Raw genomic sequence first — 19,500 nt, 5'->3', positions numbered from 1 at the left:
AGGAAGTCCATGGCCAAGTCCACACCAGCCGGTGTACGGGACGCCACCGGAGCAACCTCCCCCACCGCCGACGGCGCGCCCATGACGCACCGCCAGATAATGGAGGCGCTCTCCGGACTGCTGCTCGGCATGTTCGTGGCGATTCTCTCCTCGACGATCGTCTCGAACGCGCTGCCGGAGATCATCCACGACCTGCACGGCAGCCAGTCGTCGTACACCTGGGTCGTCACCGCGTCCCTGCTGGCGATGACCGCCTCGACTCCGCTGTGGGGCAAGCTCTCCGACCTGTTCAGCAAGAAGCTGCTGGTGCAGCTGGCGCTGGTCGTCTACGTGGCGGGCTCCGTCGTGGCCGGTCTGTCGCAGAACACCGGCACCCTGATCGCCTGCCGCGTCGTGCAGGGCATCGGCGTCGGCGGTCTGTCCGCCCTGGCGCAGATCGTCATGGCCGCGATGATCTCCCCGCGCGAGCGCGGCCGTTACTCCGGCTACCTCGGCGCGACCTTCGCCGTCGCCACCGTCGGCGGCCCGCTGCTGGGCGGCGTCATCACCGACACCGACTGGCTGGGCTGGCGCTGGTGCTTCTACGTCGGCGTGCCCTTCGCGATCATCGCGCTGATCGTGCTGCAGAAGACCCTCAAGCTGCCCGTGGTCAAGCGGGACGTCAAGGTCGACTGGCTGGGCGCCTTCTTCATCACCGCCTCCGTCACCCTGCTGCTGATCTGGGTCACCCGGGCCGGCAAGGGCAAGGACTACGACTGGATCTCGTGGCAGACCGGCGTCATGGTCGGCGGCTCGCTGCTGCTCGCGCTGCTCTTCCTGCTGGCCGAGAGGCGCGCCGCGGAGCCGATCATCCCGCTGCGGCTGTTCCGCAACCCGACGATCGCGCTGTCCTCGCTCGCGAGCCTCTTCGTGGGCGTGGCGATGTTCGCCGGCACCGTCTTCTTCTCCCAGTACTTCCAGCTGGCGCGCGGTGAGTCGCCGACGATGTCCGGTGTGCTGACCATCCCGATGATCGGCGGACTGTTCGTCTCCTCGACCGTCTCCGGTCAGATCATCACCAAGACCGGTCGCTGGAAGGCATGGTTGCTCAGCGGCGGTGTGCTGCTGACCGCGGGCCTGGGCCTGCTGGGCACGATGCGCTACGACACCCCGTACTGGCACCTGGCGATCTACATGGCGCTCACCGGTCTGGGCATCGGCATGATGATGCAGAACCTGGTGCTCGCCTCGCAGAACCAGGTCGAGCCCAAGGACCTCGGCGCCGCCAGCTCCGTCGTCACCTTCTTCCGCTCCCTCGGCGGCGCGGTGGGCGTCTCCGTGCTGGGCGCGGTGCTCGCCAACCGGGTGCCGGACTACGTCCGCGACGGACTGGTCGCGCTCGGCCCGAAGGCCGCGGCGGCCATGGGCCACGGCGGTACGTCCGGCGGCGGCATCCCCGACCTGAAGGCGCTGCCCGCCCCGCTGCGGACGGTCATGGAGAGCGCGTACGGCCACGGCATCGGCGACGTGTTCCTCTACGCGGCGCCGTGCGCGCTGATCGCGTTCATCGTGACGCTGTTCATCAAGGAGGTCGCGCTCAAGCGCGGCTGACGAGAACTCCCGGTGCGGGGGCGTGCGCAAGGGCAGGGGACGGCCTGCACGCACCGCACCGGGCATGCGAAGTGCCGGGTACGCCACGGACGTACCCGGCACTTCGCGTTGTCCGCCAGGCCCTGTCCGGCGGATCGTCGTCACGCGCCCCTACTGGGCACGGTCGCGCAGGACCTCGATGCCGGCGATCACGGTCTCCAGGCCCATCCCGAAGTCGTGCTCCCACATCTGGGCGACGGTGCGCTCGCCGCGCGCCTCGACGAGCTCGGCGGCCTCCCGGTACTGCTCGGTGAAGTCCGTCCGCTCCGTGACGACCTGCATCACGTGGGCGTAGTACTCGTCCTCGCCGACCCCCGCCGCCCGGCAGCGCTCCATGTACAGCCCCTGCGTGGCGGCGAAGCCGTACGCGAACTGGAACACGGCCGAGATCGCGCCGGTCAGCGCGTGGGGAGCGACCCCGCTGCGCCGGATGACGGCCAGCGAGGTGTTCGCGAAGGTCATGGCGCGCGGCCCGATGTTGAGGTACTGGCCGAGCAGCTGCGGCAGCCAGGTGTGGGCCACCAGGGTGCGGCGGTACTGGCTCACCAGGTCGCGCAGCTGATCGCGCCAGTCGGCCGTCTCCTCGGCGGGGTCGGGCAGGGCGATCTCGCCCCACACCTCGTCGATCGCGAGCTCGAGCAGGTCGTCCTTGGTGTCGACGTACCAGTAGACCGACATCGCGGTCACGCCGAGCTCCGCCGCCAGGCGGCGCATGGAGAACTTCGCGAAGCCCTCGGCGTCCAGCAGCCGCACCGTGGCGGCCACGATCCGCTCCCGGTCGAGGGCGCCCTCGCCGCTCTGGCCGCCCGACCGGCGCTTGGGGGCACCGTCCTGCTTGTCGGCCAGCCACACGCTGGTCCGCATGCTGCCCGCGTCCGCGCGGCTGCCGCCCGCCATGCCGGCCCTCTTCCTCTTCACTGGAACGCTCCCCGTACCGAAATGCTACGGCCCGCTCCCGGCGGGCCGAAGGGCCCGCCCGGAGCGGGCGTCGTCATGCTCCGCTCACCGCTGTCACGCTCCGGCCTGCTGCCGCCGCTCGGCCCGGTACAGCAGGACGGCCGCGAGGGCACCGCCCGCGAGGACGGCGGCGGCCCCCACCAGCTGGCTGGTCTGCACACCCGTGGCGAAGGCGTCGGCGATCGCGGCGCGATCGGCGGGCGTACGGGCGTGGGAGAGGGCGGCCTGCAGCGAGCCCGCGCCGGCGGCGACGGCCGGGACGAGGGCCGCGAAACGGGAGTTCAGCACGGCGCCCAGCACCGCGACGCCCAGGCCGTTGCCGCACTCCTGCAGCGTGCCGTTGACGCCGGCGCCGACGCCGGCCTTCTCCGGCGGGATCGCCGACATGATGGCGTTGGCCATGGCCGGCATGGACAGCGCGATACCGCAGCCCATCAGGATCAGGCCCAGCAGCATGCCGCCGTAACCGTGCGCCCCGAGGATCGCTATGGCCGCGAGCCCGCCGGCCAGCAGGCCCATGCCGCCGGCGATGGCGAGCGGGGTGCCCACCTTGGGCAGCAGCCGGGCACCCACGCCGGTGAGGTTGAGGACGACGATGACCAGCGCGAGCGGCGTCATGCGCAGACCCGTCTGCAGCGGGTCGTAGCCCAGGACGAGCTGCAGGTGCTGGGTGAGCAGGAAGAACGAGCCGCCCATGCCGAAGGCGACCAGGATGCCGCCGGAGACCGCGCCGACGAAGCGGCTGTTGCGGAAGAAGTGCATGTCCAGCATCGGGTACGGGCAGCGGCGCTCCCACAGGGCGAACGCGGCGAGCGTGACGAGGCCGATCGCGCCGGAGAGCAGCACTCGGCCGGAGGTCCAGCCGTGACCGGGCCCGGAGATGATCGCGAAGACGAGGCCCGTCATGCCGATGGTGGACAGGATCGCGCCGGGCACGTCCGGCCGGTCGCCGGAGGGGTTCTTGGACTCGGGCACCCACTTGAGCACGGCCAGCAGGCCGACGACGGCCACCGGCAGGTTGATCAGGAAGATCGAGCCCCACCAGAAGTGATTGAGCAGCGCGCCGCCGATCAGCGGGCCGGCGGCGAAGCCGAGCGAGCTGACGGCACCCCACAGGCCGATGGCCTTGGGCCGCTCCTCGTCGTCGAAGACCTGCACGATGACGGCCAGGGTGGTGGTCATCAGCAGCGCCCCGCCGACGCCCATGCCGGCGCGGGCGGCGATCAGCTGGCCGGTGCTCTGCGCGAGGCCGGCGGCCAGTGACCCGAGGCCGAACAGGGCCAGGCCCGTGACCAGCATCTTCTTGCGCCCATAGCGGTCGGCGGCATTGCCCGCGGTGAGCAGCAGGCCGGCCTGGACCAGCGAGTAGGCGTTGATCATCCACTGGACGTCGGCCGTCGAAGCCCCCATCTCGCCGGTGAGGGAGGGGATCGCGACGGTGAGCACGGTGTTGTCCAGCAGCACGGTGAGCTGCGCGAGACAGATGACGGCGAGCACGGCCCAGCGCGTGGGGTTCCGGTGCGGCGCAGCGGTGGGTTGTGGTGTCCGTTCGGTCTGGCTGGCAGTGTGCGCCGGCATGCGGGGTCCCCCTTGTACGGTGTACGAGCGCGATTGCTCATACACCGTACAAGACGCAGCTATACGCTGTACATCGCTTTTTTGACGGGCCCTGCCGCGGGCCTCACCGCGGGCGTCGTGACGACGGGCTCGGCGGGCTCGGCGGGCTTGATGAGGTAGCCCGCGCCGCGACGGGTGTGGATCATCGGCGGGGCATCGGCCTCGATCTTGCGGCGCAGGTAGGAGATGTAGAGCTCGACGACGTTGGCCCGGCCGCCGAACTCGTACGACCACACGCGGTCGAGGATCTGCGGCTTGCTCAGCACCCGCCGCGGATTGCGCATCAAGAAGCGCAGCAGCTCGAACTCGGTCGCGGTCAGGCGGATCTCCCGGCCGCCGCGGAAGACCTCGCGGCTGTCCTCGTCCAGCACCAGATCCCCCACCACCAGCACCGCCCGGCCGCGGGGGGCCGGCGAGGGCGAACGGCGCAGCAGCCCGCGCAGCCGGGCCACGACCTCCTCCATGCCGAACGGCTTGGCCACCCGGTCGTCCCCGCCCGCCGTCAGCCCGGCGAAGCGCTCGCCGCCCGGGTCCTTCGGGGTCAGGAACAGCACCGGCAGACCCGGCCGTTCACGGCGCAGCCGGACCGGCAGCTCCTGCGCGTCCGCGCCGGCGAGGGCCACGTCCAGGACGACGGCGTCCGGCCGGAACTCCGCGGCCGCACCGGCCGCCGCGCCGGCAGCGGCCGACCGCACGTGCCAGCCCTCGTAGCGCAGGGCGAGGCAGAGCAGTTCGGTGAGCGCCGGCTCGTCGACGACGACCAGGACGCGCACGGGGGATCCGTCGTCGTGCAGCAACTGGGGGCGCCCGGTGGGCGAGGCGGTGGTCATAGCGCCGATGGTGGGAGCGCCGGGTGAGAGAGGCCTTGCGGCACTCTGTGAATCTTCTGAGAATCGGCCGGCGCGGCGTGGCGGGACGACCGGGCCGCGCAAAAACGCCACAGGGCCGGTACGAGAACGTACCGGCCCTGTGGTCACAGTAGCGGGGACAGGATTTGAACCTGCGACCTCTGGGTTATGAGCCCAGCGAGCTACCGAGCTGCTCCACCCCGCGACGGTCGAGAAGACGGACCCGGAAACCGGGGACCGACGACTCGGCTGTGCGCTCGGCAGGATTCGAACCTGCAACCTCTTGATCCGTAGTCAAGTGCTCTATCCGTTAAGCTACGAGCGCTTGGCTTCCCGGCCGTTTTCCTGGCCGGTCGGCGTTGCGGGAACAACATTACATGAACCTCGCCGCCAGACGAAATCCATTCCCCACACCCCGCCTGACCTGCACAAACGTCATCCAGTGATCGAAAAAGCCCCGGCCGTCGAATCGACGACCGGGGCTTTCCCGTGTGCTGCGGAGGCGGAGGGATTTGAACCCTCGATGGGCTTTAAGGCCCAAACCGCATTAGCAGTGCGGCGCCATAGACCGGACTAGGCGACGCCTCCAGCTCACCCGCGCGTACACGGATGTCGCGTGCAGATGATGACACAGCCTTGCGGCCCGCCACCAATCGCACCCCTACGGTACCGGGCGACGGGTGTCCTGGGCAAAGGCGTTCGCGGCGCGCAACGCGGGGCGCTCCGGGGCGTTAGTGCGGGTGAGGGGTCCGACCGGGGTTCCGGCCGCCCGGCCCCGCCGTCGCCCGCACCCCAGGAGTACGCGCATGTCGCTCCGCCCCCTTCGCCGCCTGGCTCGCACCGCCGCGATCCTCCCGGCCCTGGCCCCCGCCCTCCTCGCCGCCCCCGGCGCCACCGCCGCCCCGCTCCCGCCGGCCGGACTCGACCACGAGGACCACCTGACGATCGCCATCGCCGACGGCGTCCGGCACGGCACGCACTACGAGCTGTACTGCCACCCCGCCGGCGGCACCCACCCCCGCGCCCGCGAGGCCTGCGACCAGGTCGACGGCCAGACGACCTGGGCCAAGGACCCCTTCGCCCCCGTACCGGCCGGCGAGATGTGCACGATGATGTACGGCGGCACGCAGCGCGCCCACGTCACCGGCACCTGGGCCGGGCGGCCCGTCGACGCCGAGTTCAACCGGACCAACGGCTGCGAGATCGCCCGCTGGAACCGGTTCTCCCTTCTGTTCGGGGACTCGAAGGGCTTGCCGAAGAAAACCTCCGCGCAAACATTCCGGAAGTGACCCCGACGTCCCCACGAAGGCGGACACGAGGGGCATGTCCGGCCTGCCCGCAACGCTCCTGAGGGGTCCCCCGGACCCCCTCGGCACACCCGTCATCACACCCGTCATCCGCAGTAGCGCCCGCCACGGCAGCCCGTAGACTTCCCCTCGATGACATGCCCGGGCGCGGTACGAAGCGGTACGAACCCGCCCCGAGCGGTCGGCAAGCAGCGGTAACCAGGGAGGAAGCGTCGTCGTGAGCAGCAGGCCATCCCGAGGCGCTGCTCGCCTCGCAGCCATACTCGACGCGCTGCCGGACGCCCTGCTGCTCGTCAACTGCAACGGCACGGTCGTCAACGCCAACCACATCGCGCTCGAGACCTTCGAGGTGCCCGGCACGGGACTCGTCGGACGCGGCCTGCTCGACCTCCTCCCCGAGTTCGACTCCCGGCGCATCCCCGGCGGCCTGCGCCCCCCGCGCGCCGAGGCCGACGGCGGACGCACCAAGCCCACCCGCATGATCGCCCGGCGCACCGACGGCACACAGTTCCCCGTCGAGGTCACCAGCGCCAACCTCGAGGACGGGCGCACCCCCTACGCCGAACCCAACGGCTCCTACGACGACGAACTCCTCATGCTCGTCGTCCGCGACCTCACCGGCACCCTCGACACCGAGGCCGAACTCGCCCGCCAGCAGCGCCAGACCGAGATGATCCTGCGCGCCGCCGCCGAAGGCGTCGTCGGCGTCGACACCGCCGGCAAGGTCGTCCTCGTCAACCCCTCCGCCGCACAGATCCTCGGCTACCGCGCCAGCGACCTCGGCGGCCGCGAACTGCACCCCCTCATCCACCACTCCCGCCCCGACGGCACGCCCTTCCCCTACGAGGAATCGCCCATCGCCGACACCCTGCGCTCCGGGCGCAAGCACCGGGTGCGCGGCCAGGTCCTGTGGGCCAAGGACGGCCGGGCCGTCCCCGTCGACCTCACCACCGCGCCCGTACGCGACGGCGAACAGCTCGTCGGCGCCGTCATGACCTTCACCGACCGGCGCCCCTACGACGCCCTCGCCGCCCGCCACCAGCAGCTGCTCGGCCTCGTCGAATCCTCCCTGCGTGGCCCCCTCGACCAACTCCGCGCCGAACTCGGCACCCTCGCCGACGACCCCGCCGGCCAGCTGTGGCCCGAGGCCAACCAGATCCTCCACCACCTCGCCGCCGGCTACGGCCGCATGGCCACCCTCGTCGACAACGTCCTCGCCTACCAGCGACTCGACGCCGGCCAGGACGACCTCGACCGCGAGAAGGTCTCCCTCGACGACGTCGTCTCCGCCGGCGTCGAGGGCGCCGTCGACCTCATCGGCCCCGGCCGCGCACAGTTCGCGGTGCACGCGCCCGCCATCGAGGCCGAGATCGACTCCACGCGGTTCGCCCAGGCGCTCGCCCACCTCATCGCCGACGTCGCCGGCGTCGACGCCACCGGCGCGGCTGCGCCCGGCGCCGTCCGCACCGGCGACTCCACGATCGTCGTCGCCGCCGCCCAACGCGGCGACGTCGTCCGCATCGAGGTCCGCGGCCCGCACCCCGGCGGCGACCCCGTCCACGGCCCGCTCGTCCGCGGCATCGTGCGCCGGCACGGCGGCGTCCTGCAGACCCACGACGTACCGGGCGCGGCGGGCGGCCGCGCCTACGTCCTCGAAGTACCGCTCTCGGCCGAGGCCGGCCCGGTCCCGCCCCCGGCGGACCGGCGCGGCCCCGACACGGAGAATCTGACGACGGTCATGCCGCTGCCGACCCAGCGGGGACGCGGCACGGCGCCGGAGGCGCCGGGGGCCGTCGGCACGGGGCGCTCCCCGGTTGCGGGGGCCCCTGCGGGCGGCGACGGCACGGCACCCCGCACGACGGACGGCGGGAACGGCTTCCCGGTACCGGCGGGGCCTGCGGGCGACGGCGCGGGGCAGGGTCGCGGTGCGGCCGGTGGGCCGAACGGCTTCCCAGTACCGGCGGGCGACGGCACGGGGGCGGGTGCCGGCGCGGCCGGTGGGCCGAACGGCTTCCCAGTACCGGCGGGCGACGGCGCGGGGCAGGGCCGCGGTGCGGCGGGTGGCCCGAACGGCTTCCCCGTTCCGGCGGGTGACGGCGCGGGGCCGGGCGCCGGCGCGGCCGGCGGGCCGAACGGCTTCCCGGTACCGGCGGGGCCTGCGGGCGATGGCGCGGGCCAGGGCCGCGGCGGCGGGAACGGTTTCCCTGTGCCCGCGGGGCCCGCGGGTAGCGACGCGGGCCGCGGTCGCGGTACGGCGGGCGACGGCGCAGGCCAGGGCCCCGGCGCGGCCGGCGGCCCCAACAGCTTCCCCGTTCCGACGGGTGACGGCGCAGGGCCAGGCGCCGGCGCGGCCGGCGGCCCCAACGGCTTCCCGGTTCCCGCGGGGCCTGCGGGCGACGGCACGGGCCAGGGCCGCGGTGCCGCGGGCGGCGGGAACGGCTTCGCGGTGCCCGCGGGTAGCGGCGCGGGCCACGGTCGCGGTACGGCGGGCGACGGCGCAGGCCAGGGCCCCGGCGTGGCCGGTGGCCCGAACGGCTTCCCGGTCCCGGCGGGCTCCGCGGGTGGCGCACCCGGTGCGGCCGGTGGCTCCAACGGCTCCCCGATTCCGGTGGGCGACGGCGCAGGCCACGGTCTCGGTGCTGCCGGCGGCGGAAACGGCTTCCCGGTCCCGGCGGGTGACGGCGCAGGTCCGGCACCCCGCGCGGCCGGCGGTCCCAACGGCTTCCCCATGCCCGGGCCCACCCCCGGCAAGGGCACAGGCACGCCGGACGGCGGCCCGGCCCCACACGCCGGCCGGCACGGCAACGGCCCGGCCGGCAACTCCAACGGCTTCCCCATGCCGGCGGGGCCCGCGGCTGACGACGCAGGCGTGACGGAGCGCGGTCCCGGCGGGCACGCCAACGGCTTCCCGGTCCCGGCGGGTGACGGCACAGATCCGGCACCCCGGGCGGCGGGCGGACCGAACAGCTTCCCCATGCCGGCGGGCCCTGCGGCCGGCGGTCCTAACGGCTTCCCCATGCCCGGGCCCACCCCCGGCGAGGGCACGGCCACGCCGGACGGCGGCCCGGCCCCACACGCCAGCCGGCACGGCAACGGCCCGGCGGGCGGCCCGAGCGGCTTCCCCGGTCCCGCGGGCCCCGCGGGTGGCGCACCCGGTGCGGCCGGTGGCCCCAACGGCTTCCCCCTTCCCGCGGATTCCGCCGGTGGCGACGCCGGCGCTGCGGGCGCCCCGAACCGCCTTTTCGCTCCGGGGGTTCCCACGGGCGACGGCGTGGGTACGCCGGAGGGCGCCGGTGAGGCTCCCGCGCCCGGGCGCGGCCGGCGGCGCAACGGGGGCGACGCCCCGAGCGGTGACGGTCGGCGTGGCGGCTTCGAGGGCCCCATTGCGCTGCCCGGTGCCGCGGCGGGCGACCCGGCCGCCGCCCAGGGCCCGCACGGCGGGCTCGACAACGCGGCAGCTCCGTTCGAGATGGCCGGCGACGACACGGGCGCACCGGGCGGCGCCCACGCCGTACCGGGTGCCACCCCCGGCCCCGGGGCTGCGGACGTCAACGGCGTACCCGGCGCCGGCCGGAGCAACGGCCCTGCGGGCCACGGCGGGTCCGAGGTCGACGGCGCGCCCGGCCCGGAGAGCGGTCCTGCGGACCACGAGGCATTCGGCGCCCCCGGCGCCGGCGGTGCACGGCCCACCGGGCGGCGGCGCGGGCCGGCGCGGGCCGAGGTGGAGGACGAGCAGGGCGGCAGCGGTCTCGTGCCGGCTCAGTCCGCGCCCACCGGGCGCCGGGCGCGGCGGGATGCGGCGCCGGAGGCCGTGGACGCGGCGGAGGCGCCGACGGGGCGGCGGGCACGGCGGGCGCTGGCCGAGGCCGTGCCCGAGGCGCAGATTCCGGGGCAGGCGACGGCCGAACCGGCGGTGGAGCGCACCGCGTTCGCCATGCCGCCGGCCGAGGGCCCGGCGCAGGGCGGCGCGGATCCGGCGGAGTTGTACGACCTGGCGGGGGCGTCCGTGCCGCCGGCGCAGCCCACGGGGCGGCGCCGGGCGCGGCGGGCGCTCGCGGAGGAGCCGGGTGCGGCGGCACCCGCGCCGGCGGCGCCCGCGGCGCGGCCGATCAGTGTGCGGACGCTGGGTCAGGGCCCGGGTGCGGGTGACACGCCGGCGGCGGGTACGCCCACGGCCGGTTCGGGCCGGCGTCGCAGGCTGGCGAATCCGGCCGAGGGCGATCGTGAGGCGCAGGCCCAGGCGGCGGCCGCGGCGGCGCCGGTGCGGCCGCAGCCGCTGGGTTCGCCGGAGGGCAAGGCGTTCGCGGTCGGGGCGCCGGACGAGGGTGCCGAGGGCCCGGAGCCGTTGGACGGTCCGGACGGTGCGGTCGAGGTCGTGGAGGCGGTGCGGCCGCCGATGGACGACGAGCTGCCGCCGGAGCCGCTGGACAATCCGCGCCGCCTGCTGGTGTGGCCGGCGCCGGACGAGGCGACGGAGAAGGCGCTGACGGAGCGCGGCTACCGTCCGGTGATCGTGCATTCGCGCGAGGAGGTGGACGAGCAGAAGGCCGCGTATCCGGCTGCGCTGTTCGTCGATCCGCTGACCGGTCCGATCACCCGGACGGCGCTGCAGTCGCTGCGGGAGGCGGCGACGGCGGCGGAGGTGCCGGTGCTGGTGACGGCGGGTCTGGGGCATGCGACGCGGGAGGCCGCCTACGGTGCCGACCCGGCCGTCCTGTTGAAGGCGCTGGCGCCGCGGGACAGCGAGATGCATCCGCCGCGGGTGCTGCTGATCGAGGAGCACGAGCCGATCGCGAATGCGCTGACGGCGACGCTGGAGCGGCGCGGCATGCACGTGGTGTGCGGGGCGACGGATTCGGAGGCCGTACAGCTCGCGGGGCAGACCCGGCCGAACCTGGTGGTGATGGACCTGATGCAGGTGCGCCGCCGGCGCGCCGGCATCGTGGACTGGCTGCGCGGCAACGGCGTGCTGGGCCGTACGCCGCTGGTGGTGTACACCTCGGCCGACATCGACCCCTCGCAGTTGCCGCGGCTGGCGTCGGGCGAGACGGTGCTGTTCCTGGCCGAGCGCTCGACGAGTGCGGACGTGCAGGGGCGGATCGTCGACCTGTTGGCGAAGATCGGCACCAACTGACCGCCGGCGGACCGTGCAGCGCCCCGTGAGGGGCGCGGCACCGCCGTGGCCTAGCCGCTGGTGATGCGGTGGGCCGCCGTCCGTACGGAGGCGCGCAGGCGCTCGACGTCCTCGTCGCGTTCGCCGACGATGATGCGGCGCATCTGCGGCTGCACGGTCGGCCAGGAGGCGAGGGCGATCATCATGAACAGCAGGTCGGCGGGTGGGATCCGGTCGTCGATGACGCCCTTGGCCTGGGCCTCGGCGAAGGCGGCGACCTTGCCCTCGTAGTGGCGGCGGCGCTCGGCCTCGTGCGGGATGCCGCCGGTGCCGTACTCCAGGCCTTCCCAGAAGACGAGCCTGATGAGCTCGGGGTGGGCCGCGTGGTACTCCATGAGCCGGTCGATCCAGCCCTCGAGGTCCTCGGCGTCGACGGGGTTGGCGGCGGCGAGTTCGATCAGGCGCTTTTCGAGGACCTGGGAGAAGAGCTCGGCCTTGTTGCCGAAGTAGGCGTAGATCAGCTGCTTGTTCGCCCGCGCCTCGCGGGCGATGCGGTCGATGCGGGCGCCGGCGATGCCGAAAGCGGCGAACTCGGCGGTGGCCGCTTCGAAGATGCGGGCCTTGGTGGCCTCGGGATCCCTGACTCCTGCCATGGGAACAGAGTAACCAACCATTTGGTTGACAGCGCTTGTACGTGCCTGCCACATTCATGTCGACCGTCACAACCAACCAGTTGGTTACGCCTCAGGGGGAGCGCCCACCCAATGCCGACCACCACCCCGGCCACCGCCGCACCCAGGGGGACGACGCCGTCCGCGCCCGTCCGCCCGGACCGCAGCTCCGGCACCCTGCTCGCCGTCATCGCGCTGTGCACGGCGGTCACCGCGGCGAACATCTACCTCGCCGCACCGCTGCTGCGCCTCATAGCCACCGACTTCGGCACCACCCCGGAAGCGGCCGGCTGGATCGCCTCCGTCGCCCAGCTCGGCTACGCCGTCGGCCTGCTGCTCTTCGCCCCGCTCGGCGACACGGCCGACCGGCGGCGGCTCGTCGGCGGGCTGTCCGCCGTGGCCGGCGCGGCCCTGGTCGCCGCCGCCCTCGCGCCCGGGCTGCCGGCGCTCGCCGCCGCGATCCTCGTCTCCTGCGCCGCGACGGTCGTCCCGCAGCTGCTCGTCCCGCTCGTCGCCGAGCGCGCCCCCGCCGAGCGGCGCGCGCGGCACGTGGCCGCCGTGGTGGCCGGCCTGTTCACCGGCATCGTCGCGGCCCGGGTGGTCGGCGGCCTGGCGGGCCAGGCGTTCGGCTGGCGGGCGGTGTTCTGGGGGGCCGCGGCGCTGACCGTGGCGGTCGGCCTGCTCACCGCCCTCATGCTGCCGGCGGAGACCCGGCCGCGCCGCTCCGGCAACCCGTTCCGGGGCATCGCCGCGCTGCCCGGTCTCTTCCTCTCCTCGCCGCAGCTGCGCGCCGCATGCCTGCGTCAGGCCGGGCTGTTCGGGTCCTGGAGCGCCCTGTGGACCTCGCTGACGCTGCTGCTGACCGACGCCTCCGGCCCGTACCGCGTCTCGCTCGGCACGGCCGGCCTCTTCGGCCTCTTCGGTCTCGTCTCCACCGCGGTCGCGCCCGTCTCCGGCACTCTCGTCGACCGCTTCGGGCCGCGCCGGGTCGTCGCGGTCGCGTACGGGGCGAGCGCGCTGGCCGTACCGCTGTTCCTGCTCGGCGAGCACATGATGGCCGCGCTGTGCGCGGGTGCGGTGCTCATCCACGCCGGACTGATGGCCGGTCAGGTCGCCAACCAGACGCGGGCGCTCGGCGCCACGGAGCGGCCGGCGGTGGCCAACACGGCTTACGTCGTCGCCGCGTTCATCGGTGGCGCGGCGGCGTCGGCGCTGGCCGGGCCGGCGTTCGGCCGGTGGGGCTGGGCGGGCGTGTGCGCGATCTCGGCGGTGTGGGTGACCGTCGGCTGGGTCGGCGGCGCGCTGGCGGAACGGCGCGTGCGCGCCTGAGGGCCCGGGACTTCGCCCCGGGCCCTCAGGGGGCGACTGCGGCCGCCGGCGGGGCTACCCGCCCAGGACCGTCACCACCAGGTCCCCGTCCGCGTACTGCTTGCGCAGCACCTTCTTGTCGAACTTGCCCACCGACGTCTTCGGCACCGCCGCCACCGTCGTCCACCTCTCCGGCAGCTGCCAGCGGGCGACGCGGTCGCCGAGGAAGGCGCGCAGGCCCTCGAAGTCGGCGGGGACTCCGTCGCGCAGGACGACGGCGGCCAGGGGGCGCTCGCCCCACTTCTCGTCCGGCACGCCGATCACGGCGGCCTCCGCGATCCCGGGGTGGGCCATCAGGTGGTTCTCCAGCTCGACGGAGGAGATCCACTCGCCGCCGGACTTGATCACGTCCTTGGCGCGGTCGGTGAGCGTCAGGAAGCCGTCGGGGGTGATCGTGCCGACGTCGCCGGTGCGCAGCCAGCCGTCCGGACTGAACTTGTCCTCGGGGCGCTGCGGTTCGCCGTCCGCTCCCCCGTGGTACGCGCCCGCGATCCAGGGGCCGCGGACCTCCAGTTCGCCGGCCGACCGGCCGTCCCAGGGCAGCACCTCGCCGCTCGGGCCCACCAGCCGTGCCTCGACGGAGGCCGGCACCCGGCCCTGGGTGATCCGGTAGGGCCAGGCCGCCTCGGCGTCCAGCCCGGCGGGCGGGTAGGCGACGGTGCCGAGCGGGGAGGTCTCGGTCATGCCCCAGGCCTGCACGAGCGTGAGGCCGAGCTTGTCCTCGAAGTCCTTCATCAGCGAGGGCGGGCACGCCGAACCGCCGCTGATCACGGTGCGCAGCGAGGACACGTCCCGCGGCTTGGCCACGAGCTCGGCCAGCAGCCCCTGCCAGATGGTGGGCACGCCCGCCGTCACGGTCGGCCGCTCGGCCTCGATCATCTCCGCGAGCGGGGCCGGCTGCAGGAAGCGGTCGGGCATCAGCAGCGACGACCCGGCCATGAAGGCCGCGTGCGGCAGCCCCCAGGCGTTGACGTGGAACATCGGGACCACGGGAAGACAGATCTCGGCGGGCGTCAGGCCGAAGGACGCCGCCGCGTTGACCTCCATCGCGTGCAGGTAGACCGAGCGGTGGCTGTAGACCACGCCCTTCGGCTCGCCGGTGGTGCCGGAGGTGTAGCACAGCGCCGCGGCCTGCCGTTCGTCCAGCTCGGGCCACGGGTACGCGTCGTCCGGGTGCCCGGCGATCAGCTCCTCGTACGCGTGCACCTGCGGCCGGCAGCCGGCCAGGACGGAGGGGTCGCCCGCGCCGGAGACGACGACATGCTCGATGCACTCCAGGTGCGGCAGCAGGGGGGCGAGCAGCGGCAGCAGCGAGCCGCTGACGACGACCACGCGGTCGGCGGCGTGCCGGACGATCCAGGCGAGCTGCTCGGCGGGCAGCCGCAGGTTGAGGGTGTGCAGGACCGCGCCCATGGAGGGGATGGCGAGGTACGCCTCCAGGTGGTCCCCGTTGTTCCACATGAGGGTGCCCACCGGTTCGCCCTCGCGCACGCCGAGCCCGTGCAGGGCATGGGCCAGGCGCGTGGCGCGGCGTCCGACCTCGGCGAACGTGCGCCGCTCCGGTGCGCCGTCACCCGTCCAGGTCGTGACCTTCGCGCCGGCGTGGACCGTCGACCCGTGGGCCAGGATCCGCGTGACCGTGAGCGGTACGTCCTGCATCGTGCTCTGCACCGGGGCCTCCCGACTGGTGCGCGCGTCGTCGCGCGAGGGGCAGTTCCCGGTGATTCTGCTGGGGTGTCCGGCGGTAAGTCACTAGCCGGAAGCAACGACTCCGACACATTCCGTTGACAGGGCCGGTATCAGGGGGCCCTGCGACGCTATGCGGCGTGCGCCAGCTCCGGGTCCTCGCGGAGCTTGCCCAGGGCCCGCGAGACCGCGCTCTTGACCGTGCCCACCGAGACGCCGAGCAGCTCGGCGGTCTGCACCTCGGTCATGTCCTCGTAATACCTGAGGACGACCATGGCCCGCTGGCGGGCGGGCAGCCGGTGCACCGCGCGCCACATCGCATCCCGCAGCGCCTGCTGCTCGGCGGGGTCCGCGGCCGCGGTCGCCTCGCGCTCGGGGAGCTCCTCGCAGGGGTACTCGTCGATGCGCCGCTTGCGCCACTGCGAGGTGCGGGTGTTCACCAGCGCCCGGCGGACGTAGCCGTCGAGGGCGCGGTGGTCGGCTATGCGGTCCCAGGCCAGGTAGGTCTTGGTGAGCGCCGTCTGCAGCAGGTCCTCGGCGTCGCACGGGTTCGAGGTCAGCGAACGGGCGGTGCGCTGCAGCACCGGGCCGCGGGCCCGGACGTAGGAGGAGAACGACGGGTACACGGCGGCGGTGGAGGCGCTGGTGCACACGGACGTCGAGGTCACTGTCATGCCCTCAACGCTAGGAGCGCGGGCGCCTCCGGCGTATCGGCCGCAGGTGCCGAAGCTCGGTCACCCTCAGGTCGTAGCGGTGGGGGTGTCCCCACCTCCTGGAGGGGGAGGAGACAGCGACGTAAGGCGCTCCGCGGGGCGCGGCCGGACGGAGATCGGACGGACATCGGACGGAGACCGTACGAGGATATGAGGAATCGATTCAGCGGATGATCGCCACGGGGGCGTCGATCGCGTTGCGGTCGATGGTCAGCTTCCGGCCACCGTACGTCTCGCTCACGTTCCCCGCGTACTGGTGGATGCGGCGGTGCGGCTGCCAGGCCCCCGAGGGCAGGACACGCTCGTGATCGGTGGACGCCGGAACCTTCCAGCGCGCGAACCACAGCACCTCCGGCAGGTCGTCCAGCCCGTCCCGGCGGGCCAGCACCATGTGCCGTACGCCCGACTCGGCGCTGCTGTAGAGGCCGGGGAGGTAGCCCTGACGGTCGACCGTGGCGCTCCAGGCGCGGATGAAGTCCAAGGTGGCGCCGCCGCAGTCCTCGTCCTTGTAGTCGTACGCCTCCATGTCCAGATAGAGCGCGCTGCCGGGGGCGATACCCAGGTCGGCCGCGGTGTCCACGGCATCGCGGCCCTCGTCGACGCCCTGCTCCTCGGGGTAGTCGCCGATGGGGTAGTACCGCTTGCTGTTCGCCCGCGCGCACGGCGACTGCGAGCCGACGTACACCGGCAGCACCCGCCAGCCCAGGTCGCGGGCGCCGGTGAGCCAGCGGTGGCTGAGGTAGTGCTGGTTCGGGCAGGCGCGGGCCCGCCCGGCGTAGTAGACGCCGACGGCTCCGTACGGGGACTCCTCCCCCCAGGCGCTGAGCGTGGTCAGCGGCGGCGCCTGGCAGGTGTCGAAGCCCTTGCCCCGGTAGACGACGGGCCGGGTGTCCGGAACGGCGTCGCCCGGCGCGGCCGCGGCCGGCACCTGGGCGACTGCCGCCAACAGGGCGACGAGATATCCGATGATCTTTCTCCGTCGGTACATAACGGCGAGCCTGGGCGCCGTGCGGGGCGGCCCCGCGCTGACACGCCCAGCCGTTCATCCGTCTGCGCCGAGAATGAGCCCCGACGTGGGAACACCGCTTCCGGCGGTGACGAGCACGCGTCCGGCACCCGGCACCTGGTTCGCCGACGTGCCGCGCAACAGCCGTACGCCCTCGGCGATGCCGTTCATCCCGTGCAGGTACGCCTCGCCGAGCTGGCCGCCGTGCGTGTTGACCGGCAACGCGTCCGCCGCGAGGAACGCACCGCCCTCGCCCGGGCCGCAGAAGCCGAACTCCTCCAGCTGCATGAGGACATGGGGCGTGAAGTGGTCGTACAGAACGGCGGCGTCGACATCCGCCGGCCGCAATCCGCTCGTGCGCCACAACCGCTCGGCCACTCCACGCGACTCGGGCAGACCCGTGATGTCCTCGCGGTAGAAGTTCGTCATCTGCTCCTGCCCGCGGGCCGCGCCCTGCGCGGCGGCGAGCACGACGGCGGGCGGATGCCGCAGCGCACGGGCCCGTTCGAGGCCGGTGACGACGAGCGCCTGCCCGCCGTCGGTCTCCTGGCAGCAGTCCAGCAGCCGCAGCGGCTCCACGATCCAGCGGGACGCGGCGTGCTCGGCGAGGGTCAGGGGCCGGCCGTGGAAGTACGCCGCCGGATTGCGGGCCGCGTGCCGGCGGGCGGTGACGGCGGCGTGCCCGAACACCTCCGGCTCCAGCCCGTGGACGTGCAGGTAGCGGCGCGCCTGCACGGCCGCCCAGGACGCCGGCGTGAGCAGCCCGTACGGCATCCCCCAGCCCAGCGCCACGCCCTCGGTGGAGGGCGCACGCTGCGAGAGACCGGCGCCGAAGCGGCGGCCGGATCGCTCGTTGAACGCCCGGTAGCAGACGACCACTTCCGCCGCGCCCGAGGCGACGGCCAGGGCCGCCTGCAGCACGGTCGCGCAGGCGGCGCCGCCGCCGTAGTGGACGCGGGAGAAGAAGGACAGCTCCCCCATGCCGGTGGCCCGGGCCACGGCGATCTCGGGGCTGGTGTCCATGGTGAACGTCACCAGGCCGTCGACGTCGGCGGGCGCGAGGCCGGCATCGGCGAGGGCGGCGCGCACGGCCTCGGCGGCCAGGGCCAGTTCGCTGCGGCCGGAGTCCTTGGTGAAGGCGGTGGCGCCGATACCGGCGATGGCGACGCGACGGCTCATGGGGCACCCCCGGAGGCGGGCAGGACGAGGGTGGCGGTACCGGTGACGTGACGGCCGAGGCTGTTGGTGCCCGTGAAGGTGACGTCGGCGGTCCGTTCGTCATCACATGTGGAGGTAATTATTCCGGTCAGGGTGAGGGTGTCACCGGGGTAGTTGGGCACCCCCAGGCGCACGGCGAGGCGGCGCAGGACGGCGCCGGGGCCGAGGCGCTCGGCGAGGTAGCGGCCCACCAGGCCCTGGGTGGTGAGGATGTTCATGAAGATGTCCGGCGCCCCCGCGGCGCGGGCGGCCTCGACGTCGTGGTGCACGTCCTTGAAGTCCCGGCCGGCGAGCGCACCCGCGACGATCAGGGTGCGCGTGACGGGGACGACGAGCGGCGGCAGCTCGTCGCCGGGCTTCACGGGGCGTCCTGGCGGCACGGGGCGTCCTCCCGGCACGGGGCGTCCTGGCGGCTGTCGCGCTGGTGGCGGGCACGGAAGAAGGGCAGCTGCTGGGCGTCCCCCGGCCCGTACGCCCGCGCGAACTCCAGCTCGACCGGCATGCCGATGCGCAGCTCCGCGGGCCCGGCGCCGGTGACGGTGCTGATCATCCGTACCCCTTCGGCGAGTTCGACCAGGCCGACGGCGTACGGCGGTGCGAAGGCCGGGTGCGGGGGATGGTGCACGACGACGTACGAATGCACCGTGCCGGCGCCGGACGCCTCTGCTGTCTCCCACCGGTCCGAGCCGCAGTCCGGGCATCCGGGACCCCAGGGGAAGCGCAGGCGGTCGCAGGCCGTGCAGCGCTGGAGGAGCAGCCGGTTCTCGGCCACGCCCTCCCAGAAGCCGGCGTTGTCGCGGTCGACGACGGGGCGGGGGCGCCGGGAAGCGTCCGCCGCATGGTGCGGGCGGTACTTCAGGATGCGGAAGCGGTGGGTGGCGGCCGGCTCGCCGTTCGCACGGATCTCGGTGCGGGTGGTGACGAAGTGGCCGGTGCCGAGGCTTGTGGTCTTGCGCGGCGAGATCTGTTCGATCACGGAGTCGAAGGTGATCACATCGCCGGGGTGCAGGGGCCTCAGGTACTCCTGCTCGCAGTCCGTGGCCACGACGGCGGTGCAGCCGGCGGCGTCGAGGAGGGCGAGCAGCTCGCCGTACGCGGCGGAGCGCTGCGGGCCCGCGCCGGGGGCGGTGGTGGGGCCCGGCATGATCCACGCCTGCAGCATGGCGGGTGGGGCGACGGCGGTGGGCCCCTCGTGGGCGGGGTCGGGGGTGGCGTCGGGGTCGGGGTCGCCCATGACCTCGCACCAGTGGCTGATCATGGCGGTGTTCACCGGGTACCGGCCGGTGCCGGAGGCGGCGGGGCACCCTTCGTAGGACCGCAGGCGCGCGAACAGGTCGTCGTCGCTCACGATTTCTGACTGTCCGTCA

Annotated in this window: 14 protein-coding genes and 3 tRNA genes; 4 read left to right on the top strand and 13 right to left on the bottom strand. The window is 73.9% G+C overall.

All coding sequences use genetic code 11. The features are described 5' to 3' along the window. Positions 1-9 precede the first annotated feature (9 nt). Complete coding sequence (locus tag AB0K17_RS03715; protein ID WP_365981984.1) at positions 10-1,590, top strand: MDR family MFS transporter; 1,581 nt, start codon at positions 10-12, stop codon at positions 1,588-1,590. Between the two features lie 150 nt (positions 1,591-1,740). Here the strand turns inward: AB0K17_RS03715 and AB0K17_RS03710 are convergent, their stop codons facing one another. From AB0K17_RS03710 to AB0K17_RS03685, 6 genes are all read right to left on the bottom strand, one after another. Continuing rightward, on the bottom strand, positions 1,741-2,547 hold the full coding sequence (locus AB0K17_RS03710; RefSeq protein ID WP_365981983.1) for a TetR/AcrR family transcriptional regulator: 807 nt from the start codon (positions 2,545-2,547) through the stop codon (positions 1,741-1,743). Between the two features lie 93 nt (positions 2,548-2,640). After that, positions 2,641-4,164, bottom strand: coding sequence for an MFS transporter (locus AB0K17_RS03705; RefSeq protein ID WP_365981982.1), 1,524 nt, complete (start codon positions 4,162-4,164; stop codon positions 2,641-2,643). 59 nt (positions 4,165-4,223) lie between these two features. Then, complete coding sequence (locus tag AB0K17_RS03700) at positions 4,224-5,033, bottom strand: response regulator transcription factor (protein ID WP_365981981.1); 810 nt, start codon at positions 5,031-5,033, stop codon at positions 4,224-4,226. Positions 5,034-5,182: 149 nt separating this feature from the next. Then, a tRNA-Met gene (locus AB0K17_RS03695) sits at positions 5,183-5,256 on the bottom strand. Between the two features lie 47 nt (positions 5,257-5,303). Beyond that, positions 5,304-5,376 (bottom strand) — tRNA-Arg (locus AB0K17_RS03690). A 172-nt stretch (positions 5,377-5,548) separates the two neighbouring features. After that, positions 5,549-5,639 (bottom strand) — tRNA-Ser (locus AB0K17_RS03685). Positions 5,640-5,857: 218 nt separating this feature from the next. On the opposite strand from AB0K17_RS03685, the gene AB0K17_RS03680 reads away from it, so the two are divergent. Further along, entirely contained in the window at positions 5,858-6,340 is a 483-nt protein-coding gene (locus tag AB0K17_RS03680; RefSeq protein WP_365981980.1) for an SSI family serine proteinase inhibitor, read from the top strand. Between the two features lie 235 nt (positions 6,341-6,575). Beyond that, a complete protein-coding gene (locus tag AB0K17_RS03675; RefSeq protein ID WP_365981979.1) occupies positions 6,576-11,492 on the top strand; it encodes a PAS domain-containing protein in 4,917 nt (1,638 codons plus the stop codon). A 50-nt stretch (positions 11,493-11,542) separates the two neighbouring features. Here the strand turns inward: AB0K17_RS03675 and AB0K17_RS03670 are convergent, their stop codons facing one another. Next, positions 11,543-12,124, bottom strand: a complete 582-nt coding sequence (locus AB0K17_RS03670) for a TetR family transcriptional regulator (protein ID WP_365981978.1) — start codon at positions 12,122-12,124, stop codon at positions 11,543-11,545. Positions 12,125-12,235: 111 nt separating this feature from the next. Between AB0K17_RS03670 and AB0K17_RS03665 the strand changes: the two genes are divergently transcribed. Further along, on the top strand, positions 12,236-13,471 hold the full coding sequence (locus tag AB0K17_RS03665) for an MFS transporter (protein ID WP_365981977.1): 1,236 nt from the start codon (positions 12,236-12,238) through the stop codon (positions 13,469-13,471). A gap of 54 nt (positions 13,472-13,525) precedes the next feature. Here AB0K17_RS03665 and AB0K17_RS03660 read toward each other — a convergent pair whose 3' ends face one another. The 6 genes from AB0K17_RS03660 to AB0K17_RS03635 form a co-directional block, all read right to left on the bottom strand. Further along, positions 13,526-15,181, bottom strand: a complete 1,656-nt coding sequence (locus AB0K17_RS03660; protein WP_365981976.1) for a long-chain fatty acid--CoA ligase — start codon at positions 15,179-15,181, stop codon at positions 13,526-13,528. A gap of 146 nt (positions 15,182-15,327) precedes the next feature. Further along, the gene (locus tag AB0K17_RS03655) at positions 15,328-15,870 is read right to left on the bottom strand and encodes a SigE family RNA polymerase sigma factor (RefSeq protein WP_365965099.1); all 543 of its coding nucleotides are present in this window, start codon (positions 15,868-15,870) and stop codon (positions 15,328-15,330) included. A 202-nt stretch (positions 15,871-16,072) separates the two neighbouring features. Continuing rightward, positions 16,073-16,897 (bottom strand): DUF1906 domain-containing protein, encoded by an 825-nt coding sequence (locus tag AB0K17_RS03650; RefSeq protein WP_365965098.1) that lies wholly within the window; start codon positions 16,895-16,897, stop codon positions 16,073-16,075. 54 nt (positions 16,898-16,951) lie between these two features. Then, positions 16,952-18,094, bottom strand: a complete 1,143-nt coding sequence (locus AB0K17_RS03645; protein WP_365981975.1) for a lipid-transfer protein — start codon at positions 18,092-18,094, stop codon at positions 16,952-16,954. Further along, positions 18,091-18,495: an acyl dehydratase gene (locus AB0K17_RS03640; protein WP_365981974.1), complete on the bottom strand. Its 405-nt coding sequence runs from the start codon at positions 18,493-18,495 to the stop codon at positions 18,091-18,093. Before AB0K17_RS03640 ends, AB0K17_RS03645 begins: the two co-directional genes overlap by 4 nt. Continuing rightward, positions 18,492-19,484 carry an OB-fold domain-containing protein gene (locus tag AB0K17_RS03635; protein WP_365982049.1) on the bottom strand — a complete coding sequence of 331 codons (993 nt, stop codon included), beginning with the start codon at positions 19,482-19,484 and terminating at the stop codon, positions 18,492-18,494. Before AB0K17_RS03635 ends, AB0K17_RS03640 begins: the two co-directional genes overlap by 4 nt. Between the last annotated feature and the right edge of the window lie 16 nt (positions 19,485-19,500).

Source organism: Streptomyces sp. NPDC049585 (assembly GCF_040675615.1).
Lineage (GTDB): Bacteria > Actinomycetota > Actinomycetes > Streptomycetales > Streptomycetaceae > Streptomyces > Streptomyces luteosporeus.
This window is presented reverse-complemented; position numbering and strand designations above follow the sequence as displayed.

Coding starts and splice junctions, on each gene's coding strand:
- AB0K17_RS03715 (WP_365981984.1), top strand. CDS start 10: ATGGCCAAGTCCACACCAGCCGGTGTACGGGACGCCACCGGAGCAACC.
- AB0K17_RS03705 (WP_365981982.1), bottom strand. CDS start 4,164: ATGCCGGCGCACACTGCCAGCCAGACCGAACGGACACCACAACCCACC.
- AB0K17_RS03700 (WP_365981981.1), bottom strand. CDS start 5,033: ATGACCACCGCCTCGCCCACCGGGCGCCCCCAGTTGCTGCACGACGAC.
- AB0K17_RS03680 (WP_365981980.1), top strand. CDS start 5,858: ATGTCGCTCCGCCCCCTTCGCCGCCTGGCTCGCACCGCCGCGATCCTC.
- AB0K17_RS03670 (WP_365981978.1), bottom strand. CDS start 12,124: ATGGCAGGAGTCAGGGATCCCGAGGCCACCAAGGCCCGCATCTTCGAA.
- AB0K17_RS03665 (WP_365981977.1), top strand. CDS start 12,236: ATGCCGACCACCACCCCGGCCACCGCCGCACCCAGGGGGACGACGCCG.
- AB0K17_RS03655 (WP_365965099.1), bottom strand. CDS start 15,870: ATGACAGTGACCTCGACGTCCGTGTGCACCAGCGCCTCCACCGCCGCC.
- AB0K17_RS03650 (WP_365965098.1), bottom strand. CDS start 16,897: ATGTACCGACGGAGAAAGATCATCGGATATCTCGTCGCCCTGTTGGCG.
- AB0K17_RS03645 (WP_365981975.1), bottom strand. CDS start 18,094: ATGAGCCGTCGCGTCGCCATCGCCGGTATCGGCGCCACCGCCTTCACC.